General features: G+C 43.8%; 12 protein-coding genes. 2 read left to right on the top strand and 10 right to left on the bottom strand.

The window, feature by feature from the left end:
• Window positions 1-517: 517 nt before the first annotated feature.
• The 10 genes from IM319_RS04850 to speA form a co-directional block, all read right to left on the bottom strand.
• Window positions 518-1180 carry a hypothetical protein gene (locus IM319_RS04850; RefSeq protein ID WP_287684578.1) on the bottom strand — a complete coding sequence of 221 codons (663 nt, stop codon included), beginning with the start codon at window positions 1178-1180 and terminating at the stop codon, window positions 518-520.
• A gap of 44 nt (window positions 1181-1224) precedes the next feature.
• Window positions 1225-2436, bottom strand: a complete 1212-nt coding sequence (locus IM319_RS04845) for a GUN4 domain-containing protein (RefSeq protein ID WP_287734841.1) — start codon at window positions 2434-2436, stop codon at window positions 1225-1227.
• Window positions 2437-3282: a S1 family peptidase gene (locus IM319_RS04840; protein ID WP_286824135.1), complete on the bottom strand. Its 846-nt coding sequence runs from the start codon at window positions 3280-3282 to the stop codon at window positions 2437-2439. It abuts the gene before it with no gap.
• Between the two features lie 14 nt (window positions 3283-3296).
• Window positions 3297-3824: a COP23 domain-containing protein gene (locus IM319_RS04835; protein WP_287734839.1), complete on the bottom strand. Its 528-nt coding sequence runs from the start codon at window positions 3822-3824 to the stop codon at window positions 3297-3299.
• A 244-nt stretch (window positions 3825-4068) separates the two neighbouring features.
• Window positions 4069-5955 carry a serine/threonine-protein kinase gene (locus IM319_RS04830; RefSeq protein WP_287734838.1) on the bottom strand — a complete coding sequence of 629 codons (1887 nt, stop codon included), beginning with the start codon at window positions 5953-5955 and terminating at the stop codon, window positions 4069-4071.
• Between the two features lie 684 nt (window positions 5956-6639).
• On the bottom strand, window positions 6640-6723 hold the full coding sequence (locus IM319_RS04825) for a hypothetical protein (protein ID WP_286824173.1): 84 nt from the start codon (window positions 6721-6723) through the stop codon (window positions 6640-6642).
• A gap of 38 nt (window positions 6724-6761) precedes the next feature.
• Window positions 6762-7088: a hypothetical protein gene (locus tag IM319_RS04820; RefSeq protein ID WP_287630260.1), complete on the bottom strand. Its 327-nt coding sequence runs from the start codon at window positions 7086-7088 to the stop codon at window positions 6762-6764.
• Window positions 7085-7360 carry a UPF0175 family protein gene (locus IM319_RS04815; RefSeq protein WP_147069031.1) on the bottom strand — a complete coding sequence of 92 codons (276 nt, stop codon included), beginning with the start codon at window positions 7358-7360 and terminating at the stop codon, window positions 7085-7087. Before IM319_RS04815 ends, IM319_RS04820 begins: the two co-directional genes overlap by 4 nt.
• A 201-nt stretch (window positions 7361-7561) precedes the next feature.
• Window positions 7562-9577, bottom strand: a complete 2016-nt coding sequence (locus tag IM319_RS04810; protein WP_286824131.1) for a ribonuclease catalytic domain-containing protein — start codon at window positions 9575-9577, stop codon at window positions 7562-7564.
• A 77-nt stretch (window positions 9578-9654) separates the two neighbouring features.
• The gene (speA, locus tag IM319_RS04805) at window positions 9655-11694 is read right to left on the bottom strand and encodes a biosynthetic arginine decarboxylase (RefSeq protein WP_287734837.1); all 2040 of its coding nucleotides are present in this window, start codon (window positions 11692-11694) and stop codon (window positions 9655-9657) included.
• Window positions 11695-11906: 212 nt separating this feature from the next.
• On the opposite strand from speA, the gene IM319_RS04800 reads away from it, so the two are divergent.
• Together IM319_RS04800 and recR are read left to right on the top strand one after the other, a co-directional pair.
• On the top strand, window positions 11907-12440 hold the full coding sequence (locus IM319_RS04800; protein WP_287734835.1) for a DUF4330 domain-containing protein: 534 nt from the start codon (window positions 11907-11909) through the stop codon (window positions 12438-12440).
• Between the two features lie 134 nt (window positions 12441-12574).
• A complete protein-coding gene (gene recR / locus IM319_RS04795; protein WP_287075821.1) occupies window positions 12575-13165 on the top strand; it encodes a recombination mediator RecR in 591 nt (196 codons plus the stop codon).
• Window positions 13166-13361 lie beyond the last annotated feature (196 nt).

The following is a 13361-nucleotide window of genomic DNA, read 5'->3' as shown; positions in this document are numbered from 1 at the left end:
GAAAACGGACGGGTCGAAAGTGTCAGACTTAAGCAATTAAGCGTTTTTCGCTATCTGCGTCAACCCCGTTGACGCGACCACCCTAAAAAAGTGGCGTGGTGAGGAATCGCCGTCCGTTTTACGGCGGCGAGGATGTCAAATTATTTCACCTCATTTTAACATATCAATCTGACAGGGGGACAAGAACCCTGAAATCGATACATCATAAGCTTTCTAGAGCTTTTGATCGAATAAGTTTTCCGCACTGGCTCTCATCTATCGATAAAATTCTTAGTAAGCTTGCTCCCATCCCTGATTCTTTCGTTAGCTTTTTGCTCGTCATCGATCTATTTTTGGCGAGAGAAGCTAGAAGCTTGTGTGGTCAAAGCTTCTAGCTTGCTTGTCCCCCTGTCAGCTATTGAGTCCAACGAAAGTACCTTTGCGATTTTCATCACTAGGGAAATCGCAAAGGTTTTGAGTCATATAATATCAAATAAAAGCCTTTTCTAGTAGGGCTTTTACCTATATTGAGCGAACCCTATTTTCTAACATTGGGATAAGATGGACATTCATAGACTGTTACTTCGTACTTATCCTTCCAATCACAGCTGGCGCGATTACCCGGACAAACATACTTGGTTCTTGGTTCTTTATTCCTTTCTTCAACAATGGTTGTTGTTTCCACGTATGCCGTGAAGGTTCCCTCGTCAACTATTGTGTTTTTTTCCTTAATTTTATAATCGAAATCGTTTTCTCCCTGTCTGACGATTAGATATAGTCTATCGTGTCCAGGGCCGATGGTTATCTCGGTAATTTCGGAGCCTCTGCCCCGGCTATAATCTCGATCGGTGAAGGGAAAAGGATCGCTGGCCACTCCCCTGCTAACATTTCTAACAATAACCCTTCTGTCCCGACTCGGAGGGAAGGCCGTGGAGGTAAAGCTTGCTTTTACTATACCTTTGGAAGACCCCGGGCATTCACCGGTGTATCGGTACATGGGAATCACCAATCTGTTGAGAGAGGGACTTCCTATTATTTCCAAACCAACTTCCGGCGATTCTGTTTGCTTATTTTGTTGTTGTTGGTTGGTGGTGATAATTGGCGGGTAAATATTAACGGCTTGGGTATTTGACGGCAGACAAGCTAGGCAGAAACTTAGGCTGAGAAATTTCAGAGGTGAAATGAAACCGTTATTCATCATAATTGGGGTTCAGATTCGCTTGAGATTATATTCTCTATAATACCTTAGTCTATAAGACTTAGAGCATCGCATTTTTCCAATCGGTTAAGGAATGTTCCAAAGTCGGAAGCAGCAAGAAGTTTATAGGATGGCAAGTGACCTCTTTTAGCTTCAAGACTGTAGTTGGGGGGATCGGTCAATGGTCCTTCATAGCCACGCCGCCATCCTACCCTCTCTTCAAATTGCTTATAGTCATTTTTAACTCCTTTCCAGATTTCCCCCTGAACGCTAAAGCCAAAACGTCCATTGGAATATTGCACCCAAAGTCGATTAATAATCTTCAGGTCAGAACAGGACAGATTGTTGATGATGTTTCCATTAAAATAGGTTTGATCTGTACCTCGAAGCATTAGTTTTTTCGTTTCGGCTTCGGCCTGCTGCCAATTTTCTTGTTCGAGAAGACTGTGAAGTGTCTGAAAGAGAAGATTATCGGGCAGCGGGGTAGCTCGACAGTCGGTCACTACTTGGATATTTTGCCAGTTTGCATAAAGATTAATAGGAACGGATAAAAATTCTATAACTTGTATGTTAGGATCTCTTTTGCCACCTCCCCCATTGATTCCTACCAAACAGCCGTTTTCGTGTAATAGTGGACCGCCACTCATTCCGGGTAAAAGTTCGAGTTTATGGGCAATTTGATATCCCCCTGCGGCTTTTCTGTCAACACCAAGTACATTCCCAGGACCGAAAAATCTCGCACGTCGATCTCGGCTAGTTTGGCTGGGGACTGCCCAACCAAATACATAAACTTTACTTGAGCCAGATAGCTGTTCTGCATTACCTATTCTGACAGTTTCGTACTCTATTGTACTAAAAAACTTGAAAATTGCTAAATCAGCATTCGGATGAATTTTTACCGAGGAAATTTCACTTATATATTGTTGTCTGTCAGAAGTTTCAACGCGATATCCAGTAGAGTTGGGCATCGGTTCGGGAGTTAGCTTATTTTCTTGATCGCAGAATTTTGAATTGAGAAACACATGGCAGTTAGTCAGGACAGTGTATAAGTATCCTTCCTGTCCTTTAAATATATATTTTTGTTTCTGAACAATTGCTCCAGTACCTGGATTATTACCGTCTATTCTAATTATTTTGACTGTAGTTTGTTTGGCGATTTCTTCAACTTCGCTTTGGGAGAGAGCTAATAAACTTTGCTGAGTTAATGAAACCGCTATTAATCCAACAATAAGTGAGCTTATTGGTGCTAATATTTTCATCTATTTATCAGATATTACTTTAATAATTTGTTCGCTGGGGATTGCCCAACTTGAGTTATTGATTAGAGTCTGCAAATCCGGCGATGGTTGAGAACCATCTTCATAATTATCGGAGTTTTCCCACAAAACCGGATGTCTGCCGCTGATGCCGACTAATTCTCCCTTTTGATTGAGTAATGGCCCTCCGCTCATTCCCTTTTCAAAGTCGCCATTATATCCGATTTGATATCCTCCTTCTAGCGGTTTTTCTAAGAATGCAACTATTTTACCCGGTGTAAAATCAAACTCGTCGTTTAAGCTTTGAGCGCTTTCTCTTGTTTCTTTTTGTTGTATTGACTTATTGGCTGGATAGGCAAATTGTGGTTGCAAATAAAAAGGGAAACCCGCCGCCAACACATATTCCCCTCTCTTTAGGTTAGCGGAAGAACCTAGACGAGAAGCCACATAAAAGCAGGGGGATTTAAATTGTAGTAGGGCTAGGTCATTCCGAGCAAAATTTGCAGTTTTTACCACTTCTGAAATATGAATTTTTCCGTCAAAGGTTTGAAGATTGTAGGAAAAGTGATTATCTTTGAGAACATGGGCGTTGGTAATCACTTTATAATTGTTGTTTTGGGAGTAAATTATTACTCCAGAACCGATAAATTCTGATTCATATAATATTTTTACTGTGATAACTTTAATATTATTATATAAAGAATTGATCAGAATTGGTCGAGAAGATGGGCATCCCGACCGAATAATGTGAGGAGCAAAGTAGCCATTATCTGCATCAGTTACTAGCCTTAAGGCTGGACTACTGATGAGGAACATTATTAGTAAAAGTTGACATTGGGATTGGGTCACTGCCAAATTTACTCCTAGCGAGGCTCATTTTCTGAAGCTTCGATTATTTCTTCAAGATTGTTAATAAAAGTCTCGACATTAATATTAAGTTCTCCTTCGGAATCATAGGAAAAAGGCTGCTCAGTAAATCTAAATTTTGAAGGATTGCCATAGCGATTCATATTAAATAGTTTTTGGGCAACTTCTTCAGAGTTTAATCCTGTTTTTAGAGTGAATAACACCTCGTTTTTAGCGCAACTTCCGCCCTTAACTTTAGGAACACAGACGACGGGATAGCCATTGACATTTGAAGCTTTTACATTAGTCAGCAGAGGAGCATATTGATTAAAGCGATCGGAAACCGTGATGCAGCGTTTCCTGTTGTCCCATCCTGACTCGGCAAAGTCGTTGGAAGTCCATTCAATTATCGCTATGTTTCTTTTAGGGCGTTTGACAAAGGTATTCCACTTTCCCTGAAGTTGGCCGCAGAAGAATAGTCCCTTTCCTGCGGACTTGCTAGGTTCTGGCACACTGAAAGTGGCCGCACCAGTTAAGAATAACATCGTCAGAATTTGGTATGGCTGTCGGTGTTTCATCCTCAATGACCTCTTTTCTTCGTTTTGCTTGCTAGTCTAACATAGGATTCATCCCAAATCAACTTTTAATAATACGATTAAATCCCGATCGAACTTTAAAAACCTGCGCCCCGCTTCCCACTTATTTATAGCTATCAGTCATCAGCCTTGAATACGTTGTTAAACAAGATGTAGTATGAAATCCGGTCAGGATAATCTTGACACCGATAATTCAGAAACTCGGCCGCCAAACTTGGATTTTCTTGTCAAAATTGCTGGCAACGGTACGCCCATCCCCACTGAGGGCGATCATTCTAGGTGAATCGAAAGATTTGGGAGAGGAAGGGGGGTAGCTAAAAATCTCCTTTTTGGTGTTTAGGTTCCATAATCTAATAGTTTCATCGGAACTGCGGCCAGCAATTATCTTGCCATCTTCGCTGATAACTATCAAACAGATATCGGCAGATGACCCTGCTTGGAGAGGAGAATCTTTCCAATTGCTATCTTTCCAAATTCTGATATTGTCTTGGCAACTGCTACTAGCGGCGGTCGTTCCATCGATACTGATGGCAACCGAGTGGGCTTCCCATGGATTGATAGAGGGAAAAATGCGTGGTTCGTATGGGTTACTGCCTTGTTTTTGCCAAAAAATGATGTCACCGCCCGAATGTCCGCTGACGATAATTGATGCGTCTTGATTGATGGCAAGGGATACCACCTCTTTTTCCACCGGTAGCGTCTCGATTAAATTTCCCGTTGACAGATTCCAGAGTTTAACTGTTGCATCTTCTCCACCAGTAACCAGTGTATTGCCATCGGAGCTTAAGGCTAGGGCGATCAAACCTCGCTGACGTGGCAGGGTAATACGTTCTTTTCCCGTTTTTAAATCCCAAACCTTGATTGTGCCATCTTCACTGCTGCTGGCTAAGATCTGTTGATCGTTACTTATAGCGATCGCTAGAATAGCTTTTCGGTGTCCTGCTATGGTTTTTTTCCGTTTTCCAGTTGCCACTTCCCACAGGTAGATGTTCCCTTTCTTATCCCCGCCTACCAAAGTTTGACCCTCTCGGTCTAGTACAAAAGAATTAATCTGGCTCGACGGCTCAATCAAGGGAAGTTCTTCAACCGTTGGTTTATTTGGGAACAAGAAATTCAACAACGGTTTTATTATTGGATAGCCAAACCCAAAAGAAAGCCCACCAGTTATAACAATAAAAATTACCCAGAACCAAGGGTTAAACCTCGATAGTGGGGGAGGCGGAGGTGGGGGAGTAGTAGTAGGAGATGGGGTGACAGAAACAGTCGGTTGGGAAGAAACGGGCAAGAAGGTTAACATTTCTTGAGCAGAGGTGAAGCGATCTCGTGGATGGGAACGGACAGCGCGATCGATAACGGCGGCTAAATTCGAGTGGAGGCCGGGCGCATCTTGTCGCCAGAGGATTTCACCGGTTTTGGGGTGGCTAGTGAGATCTTGAGGAATTTTGCCCGTCAGCAGGAAAATTGCGGTTAGACCCAAGCTGTAGAGGTCGCTGGAGGGAACTGGACGGCCAGCTGCTTGTTCTGATGCCATGTAGCCAGGAGTTCCCAATGAGACTGTTGTAGTGCTGTTGATGTTGTTCACCTCTTTGACAATACCAAAATCAATGAGAACAGGTTTACCGTCGCTGGCCCGCAGGATGATATTGTCGGGTTTGATGTCCCGGTGGATGATCGGCGGGTTGCGGCTGTGGATGTGGTCGAGGACGGGTAGGAGTTCTCGCAAGATTTTTTCTACTTCCGCTTTCGAGAGGTTGCCTTCTTGTTGGTGTTTTTGGCTGAGGGTAATCCCTTCAATCCATTCTTGGACGAGGAAAAAATTTTCTCCTTCTGAGAAGTAGGCGTAAAGTTGAGGAATTTGTGGGTTATTTCGCCCTAATTCTTCTAAAATAGCGGCTTCTCGCTGGAAACGTTCTTGAAACCAACCGGGAGTTGGTTCTGCTTGAATGGCCTCATCCGTCGGCTTTAGTTGCTTGATTACACATTTGCTGGCGGAGGGCAGATGAGTATCGATCGCGAGGAAAGTTTCGCCAAAACCGCCCCTACCTAGTGTTTTCAAGATTTCATAGCGATTGTTTAGCATTTAATAGCGACTGTCTAATAGGAATGCTGTCATTTTAAAATGGATAAATCCGTGGGGGTGATTTTCTTTTCAACCCTCGCTGCCTAACATCACTAATAAAAAGCCGGCGATTAATCCACGAGTCGGGGAATTGACAGATCGCAATCCTTTATCCACATTCTTGTCCGAGAGGGTTCATAGAAAACCTGCCAAATTTTATATCCCTGTGGATCGGTTGCTGTAATGCCAGTTAGCAAGACCACCTGATCGACGATTAGATAACTTCCTCTAGTTCCTTTCTGAGCATCATACACTCTACCGTCCGCTCGAATCCTATGATTTTGACAATTTCCCCCACGACGGGGTTTGATAAGGGCAACAACATTACGAAAATTGTTCTCTTAATGTCGGGACCAATTTTGAGCTTCTACGGGAAACCACACCCCGTTACCAATAGCGGGGACGAAACTCAGTACAGCAAGTAAAGAGGAAATTAATTTCATAGAGAGTAGAGTTTAAAGGAGTATTCTGTTTTCGTACATTAGCCGTTTTTAGAGGGGCTAAAACCTTTAATCTAGTGCTTTTTCCCTCATGGCATATTCTCTTGTAATGGCGATGATGGCCGATCTAAATGTACTATAGCGCTTTTCACGTTACTGAGGTATCGACAAGTTGGATATTCTGGTTTCTGTCTGGAATTAATTTCTAGCTTTCTTCAGCCATTCCTAATATTTCTTGATAAAGAATTGGGCTAATTCTTTTGCCTTGACTCAAAAACTGATCTAAAATGGGTTTAACTTCAATAATAATTCCTTTCTTCTTGGCAATTAATAAAAGTCCAATTTTCGTCCTAATTTTTCGTCTATTAAGACTCGATTCGCTTTTAATTCTTCTGCCAAGATAATTGTAGCTGCTTCACCTAAATCGAGTTTAAACTGAATTTGCAACTGTAATAATTGAGCGGGAGATTGAATGGTAAATACCTCAATCCACTGAGCAGTAGGAACAACCGAAGCAGCCCGATGATTTCCCGTGGTGACTTCATTATAAACTTCTTGGGGAATGATAATTTTACCAAAGAGTTTTTGGAGTAAGTTAAGTTGACCAACTTTAGCTAACTCACTTAACGGAGTGGTATTAGAGACAATAATCACGCAGGAGAATCTTCTAATAATTGCAGGGTTTCTGTAATTTCTTGTTCTAACTCTTCTCGATTTTGGTCGGGGAAGATGGCAACCCCATATTGACCCATAAGTTCGAGAACTTCTAAACGAGAGACTCCCAATAGCCTGCCAGCTATCCCACTACTAATTTCTCCATGTTTTAACAAAGTCATGATATATGCTATCTTAGCCTGTTCCTCTGCTTGTGAATGGAGAGATTCCGAAATATTAATAGGCAAATCAAATCGTATTGTTATGGTCATACGTTGGGATTATGCAGAAGTTTTTGGCTCTTTTAACTGCTAAATAATAACATTTTACAGCAGATTTGCGCCCGTAGGTTGATTTGATCTATCAGAGGGGTGTGGGGTGTGGGGTAGTGGAGCATTTGGCTGAAATTTCCCTAAACCCCTAAGTCCCTATCACCCTATCTCCCGACTTCTGAATTCTGTCTGTGCGAGAGATTAACTTGCTTGAGAGGAGACAAAACCCGACAACTCGCGAAAACGGATCTCATCCCGGTGGGGATCAGAGCGACTAACTTGCACTTGAAAGCGATCGCCTAAAGATACCGAGCGCTCAAAACGATGGGGTAATTCTAACCCCAATTCCTCCAATAAAATTAAGCCTAAATTTTCCTCTTCCCGCAGCCAGCGCAACACCAAAGCTTGCCAGACTTGATCTCCCTGTCGTCGCAGAAATTCCAAACTCCAATAACGATTAGTTTGTCGTTCCACCGAGGTGGCTTCCAGGGCCGAACTAGCGACACTATAGAGAATTTCCTGCATTCTATCCCGCGTAAAAGGCAGTTGATCGCCCCGGAGATGGGCTTTTAGTTGAAAATGGGTCAAAAGGTCAGTATAACGGCGAATTGGCGAAGTTACTTGGGAATAGGTATTCAATCCCAGACTAGCATGACGGTTAGGAATCGTCGTCATCTCACTGCGCGGCATACAGCGACGCAAGGCACAGGAACGCACCGGGCCCGCAGGTAGTAAAATTAACTCCTCATCGGGGGGTAATTCCGGTTGTGGTTGTCCGCGGAAAGGCACGGGTATCTCGTGTTCCTGACAGTAGCGACCGGCGATTTCTCCGGCTAAAATCATCATTTCCGCCACTAATTGCCGAGATGGGGAAACTTCCTGCAATTCTACGATAATTTCGTCGTTAGCCTTCACCTTAATCGATGATTCTGGCATTTGGATGTTAATCGATCCCTGAGATTTGCGCCATGCGTGGCGTTGTTTGGCCCAACGGTTGAGAATCCTCACTTCCGGTTCATGCTGCAGATCCAGATGTAACATTTCGTCCACATCTTCGTAGGTGAGGCGATAGGTGGGTTTAATTGTACTAGGATGGATACGATAATCGGCGATCGCCCCTGTTTCATCGAGGATTACCCCAAAACTCAACGCAGGACAAAGTTTTCCCTGTACCAAACTCATCGGACCTGCGGCCAATTCTAGGGGAAACATGGGAACCATTCCCGTGGGAAGATAGAGACTGGTACTGCGACGACGCGCTTCTAGGTCTAATTCATCATCGGGAAGCACTAAACGGCTAGGATCGGCAATATGGATCCAGAGACGATGACCACCATCTGCGAGCATTTCTACCGATAATCCGTCATCGATTTCCTCGGTACTTTCATCGTCGATGGTGTAAATTTTTTGGTGAGTTAAATCGAGACGATTTTTGACATCCGCATCCGCAGGGGGATTGAGTAAATTAAGACGCGCCACATCAAGTACCTTTTTCGAGAATTGAACGGGGTAGGAACTGCGTCGCAGGAAAAGGTTTTCGTGACTACTCCACCATTTCAAATCGACTAACAATTCAAAAGCAGCCTCGGGGGTTTGGGAACGGCCCAGCAGCGAGAGTATTTCCATGGCTGCTGGGTATTTTTGTTCGGGTTGGAGGATAAATTTTTCTAGAGATTCCAGACGAATTCGATCGCTTTCTGACCATTCTACCGTTCCACTGGCCAAGGCTTGCTGGAGACGTTGGAGAAATTGGCTTTTTTCCCGTTGACGCTGTTGTTCCACCTCTAGCTGGTGTTTGATTTCCTCTACCTGATTTTCCGAGCGGGCCTCGTAACCATCCCCTTTATTTTTAAAATAAACTTTATCATCACTCAAGAGACAATGGGCCGCATAGCAAAACTGCGGACCGCGATCGGAAAAGAGGATCTCGGCCATGGTTTCGGGAGTGACTAACTGATTTTCCCCGGCTAATAATTCCCAGGCCACTTCTAAACCACTAGCATCTAGATAGGGTTGGACTTCCCGCAGAAAATTGCCAATCTCCTTATGGTTGGACGGACCTGCTTTGACAATGTAATCGAAGCGTTGGGGACGCAGTTTATGCGGGTTTCCCCCTTGATCGATGACGATCCAATCTTTTTTACCTTCTGGGCGATCGATCACCCCTAAGCGCCTTTCTCCTTGGACGCGAAATTCTACCAGCGTTCCCTTTTCCACTGCTTCCCCTTACTGCCTATCTATTTTGTCTATTTTCTATCATCCTCGATCGATTACTCGATCGGCAAGAGCAATCATCAATCCCCACCCACTAGATAGGTATAACGTCGCAAACTGCGTTCATAATCCTGTAGTAGTAATTGGGATTCTTCCACAGTCATGCGATTTTCCTGTAAAGCTTGTTCACAACGAAGACGAATTCTTTCTAACAGGTCTTCCGCAGAATATTGTACATAACTTAATACTTCCGTGATCGTATCTCCTTTGACTAGATACTCGATATCGTACCCCTTGGGACTCATCTGAATATGTACCACGTTAGTATCGCCAAAAAGATTATGTAAATTGCCCATAATCTCTTGATAAGCACCCACCAGAAACATTCCTAGATAATAGGGTTCTGGAGAATGTTTCCCGTTTTTGTACTCCAACGGATGCAATTCTAAAACTGATTTTACGTCCCCGCGCAAATCGATAAACTGGGCAATTTTCCCGTCACTATCACAGGTTAAATCGGCGATAATTCCTCTTTGGGTAGGTTCTCGATCGAGACGATGGATCGGCATAATCGGAAATAGTTGATCGATCGCCCAACTATCGGGAACTGACTGAAAAACCGAGAGATTGGCATAATAAATTGAGGCCATAATTTGCTCTAAGTCTTCCAAGTCATCGGGAACATAATCCTGTTGTCGGGCCACTTGCAGAATTTTGTGACAACAAGCCCAGTACAATTGTTCGGCTCTAGACCGTTCTTTGAGACTGAGATAACCGAAATTAAACAGACTAATCGCCTCCTCTTTGAACTGTCCCGCATCGTGATAAGCTTCCTGATAATTGCGCTCATCGATACCCGTGTAGGTTTCCCAGAGATTACGGAGGATGAGGTGTTCTTTCCCATTGCAGGGATCGGGAGGGTTTTGGGGAACCTCACTACTTCCCAAGATATCAAAGACTAACACCGATTGATGAGAAGCGATCGCCCGTCCACTTTCACTGATGAGAATTGGGGGTGAAATCTGGGCATCCTCACAAGCTTCCTTGACCTCGGCCACGATATCATTGGCATAATTCTGCATATTGTAGTTTTTCGAGGCATAGAAGTTAGTTTTTGAGCCATCGTAATCGACCCCTAAACCACCCCCCACATCGAGATAGGTCATATTTGCCCCTAATTTCGCTAATTCCACATAAATCTGACTAGCTTCGCGAATGGCATCCTTAATGACGCTAATAGCGGAGATTTGCGACCCGATATGATAGTGCAGCAGTTGCAGACAATCTAACATCCCCGCTTGTTCTAATTCCGTCACCACCGTTAAGATTTCCGGGACGGTTAAACCGAATTTGGCCCGGTCTCCCGTGGAACATCCCCAACGACCCACCCCTTTTGTCCCCAGTTTCGCACGCACTCCCAAATGAGGGGCAATTCCTAACTGACGACTGACGCGCAGGGTTAAATATAATTCTTCCAATTGTTCGATGACAATCAAAGGCCGATGACCGAGACGAGTGGTCAACAGGGCAGTTTCCAGGTATTCTTTGTCCTTATAGCCGTTACAAATTAGCAATGGTTGTGTTTTGTCATTTTTGCCGTTTAAGGCAGGTTCTAGGGTAGCTAAAGCAATCATTAGCTCAGGTTTTGAACCAGCCTCCAGCCCAAATTGATAGGGTTTACCAAAACGCACTAAAGACTCGACGATGTGACGGTGTTGATTGCACTTGATCGGATAGACACCGCGATAGACGTTGGGATAATTATAACGGGCGATCGCTCGGTTAAAACAGGCATTCAGGCGCTCGATCCGATCCTCGAGGATGTCACTAAACCGAATTAACAGGGGTAAACCGATATTCCGCCGCTTAATCGCCGAAACTAACTCGTATAAGTCCAAAGAACCGCCCCTTTCTCCCTGGGGCGAAACGGTAATGTTTCCCGCGGCATTGATCGAGAAATAGGGTTCTCCCCAGCCTTGGATGCGATAGAGATTTTCGCTATCTTCGATCGACCAATGTTTAACGGGGGCAACTTTTTCGAGGTTGTTACCGTCAGAAGGGGTCAGATCGACTGGAGATAATTGCTTTTCTTGTTTCTTAAGTTGAGTTTTACCGGCCATTGTCTATCGATCGCTCCGTGTGAGACTCCGATCTTCTATCTTAAGTCAGACTTCCCGTCCGCGACCAAGATTCCGATCGTGATAGAATTTACTAGCCGTCAGGAGACAGGAGTTAGGAGTCAGGAGTCAGGAGATTATTTTTATTTATTCTCCCTTGTTCCCACTGATGACTGTCTTCTCCCTTATGCCCAAAATTTTATAGTGAACCGCTTATGAAATTATTAGACTCAAAAGGACGTTTATTCGGTAAATTTAGCTTGCTCGATCTCGGAGCGGCCTTAGTAATTTTATTGACAATTATCGGTATTTTTGTTGTCCCCGGTACGAGTGGTAAAAGTACGATCGCTCAAGTTACCAAAGAACCCATAGAAGTGGATGTTATTGTCCGGGGTTTAAGTGTTCTCAATCCCAACGCTTTGATTAATCAATTCAATACCGAGAAGAAAACTAATATTGTTATTCGTAATCAACCAGCCGGTCAAGTGGATATAAAAAATGTTAAACCTTTATCGAGAAATGTCTTAGTTCCGCAGCCGGATGGTAGTGTGAAAGTCCTACCCGATCCCCGCACAGAAAACTATTCTCAAGATATGATTATGACTCTCAGTGGTCAAGCGGAAGTTACCGATACTGGTGCGGTTGTTGGCGGTCAAAAGGTGAAAATTGGCACTTTAATCGAGTTGGAAGGAGATAATTATAATTTTAACACCAGTGTTATCGATGTGCGTTTACCCAAACGGTCTTAATCATTGAGCAGTAAACAGTAAACAGTGAGCAGTGAAAAGACAGTAGGAAACTTCTATTTAACACTGCTCACTTGAAAACTCAAATCTGATAACTGATAACTGATAACTGATAACTGATAAGAGGATTAACTGCTATTTATACACCGCCTTTAGCTCGTTTGATCGAGCAGTTACAAAAATTACCCGGGGTAGGACCAAAAAGCGCCCAACGTTTGGCCCTGTATATTCTCAAACGACCGGAGCAAGACGCGATCGAATTGGCCCAGGCGATCGTGGATGCTAAAAAACAAGTAGGATTATGTCAGGTTTGTTTTCATCTTTCGGCCGAACCGATTTGTGAAATTTGCCGCAATCCTAACCGAGAAACGGGTACTATCTGTGTGGTAGCTGACTCCAGAGATGTGATTGCTTTGGAGAAAACACGGGAATATTCGGGCAAATATCACGTTTTAGGCGGTGTTTTCTCACCCATGGATGGGATTGGACCGGATCAATTAAATATACAGTCTTTAGTCACCAGAGTCAGCCAGAAAAAAATTCAGGAAGTTATCTTAGCTATCAGTCCCAGTGTCGAAGGGGAAACCACGACTTTGTATATCGGGGGTTTACTGAAACCCTTCACCAAAGTTACCCGGATCGCTTTCGGGTTGCCCATGGGCGGCGATCTGGAATACGCTGATGAAGTAACCTTAGCGAGAGCTTTAGAAGGTCGTCGGGAATTATGACCCCACACCCTGTCCCCACTAAAAGACTTTTTGCCGCAAACCCTACTTAGGACAATTATCGAAAATTTGGGTTAAAACCCCGTCGTTTTACGACGGCTTTAAGCTACAATGGAAAAAGCGATAACCAAGCTAAAAACTGAACCTTGACAACAGATAGTAGGGGGTTTCGTTCAGAAAAGACTTCAAATTCGGCCTT

This window comes from Microcystis sp. M113S1 (genome assembly GCF_020246945.1).
Taxonomy (GTDB): Bacteria; Cyanobacteriota; Cyanobacteriia; order Cyanobacteriales; family Microcystaceae; genus Microcystis.
The sequence above is the reverse complement of the archived record's forward strand: the minus strand, read 5'-3'. Positions and strand labels throughout refer to the sequence as shown.

What these genes read in the sequence shown, in the direction of transcription:
- IM319_RS04850 (WP_287684578.1), bottom strand. Translation starts at nt 1,180, where the DNA reads ATGATGAATAACGGTTTCATTTCACCTCTGAAATTTCTCAGCCTAAGT.
- speA (WP_287734837.1), bottom strand. Translation starts at nt 11,694, where the DNA reads ATGGCCGGTAAAACTCAACTTAAGAAACAAGAAAAGCAATTATCTCCA.
- IM319_RS04830 (WP_287734838.1), bottom strand. Translation starts at nt 5,955, where the DNA reads ATGCTAAACAATCGCTATGAAATCTTGAAAACACTAGGTAGGGGCGGT.
- IM319_RS04815 (WP_147069031.1), bottom strand. Translation starts at nt 7,360, where the DNA reads ATGACCATAACAATACGATTTGATTTGCCTATTAATATTTCGGAATCT.
- IM319_RS04800 (WP_287734835.1), top strand. Translation starts at nt 11,907, where the DNA reads ATGAAATTATTAGACTCAAAAGGACGTTTATTCGGTAAATTTAGCTTG.
- IM319_RS04845 (WP_287734841.1), bottom strand. Translation starts at nt 2,436, where the DNA reads ATGAAAATATTAGCACCAATAAGCTCACTTATTGTTGGATTAATAGCG.
- IM319_RS04835 (WP_287734839.1), bottom strand. Translation starts at nt 3,824, where the DNA reads ATGTTATTCTTAACTGGTGCGGCCACTTTCAGTGTGCCAGAACCTAGC.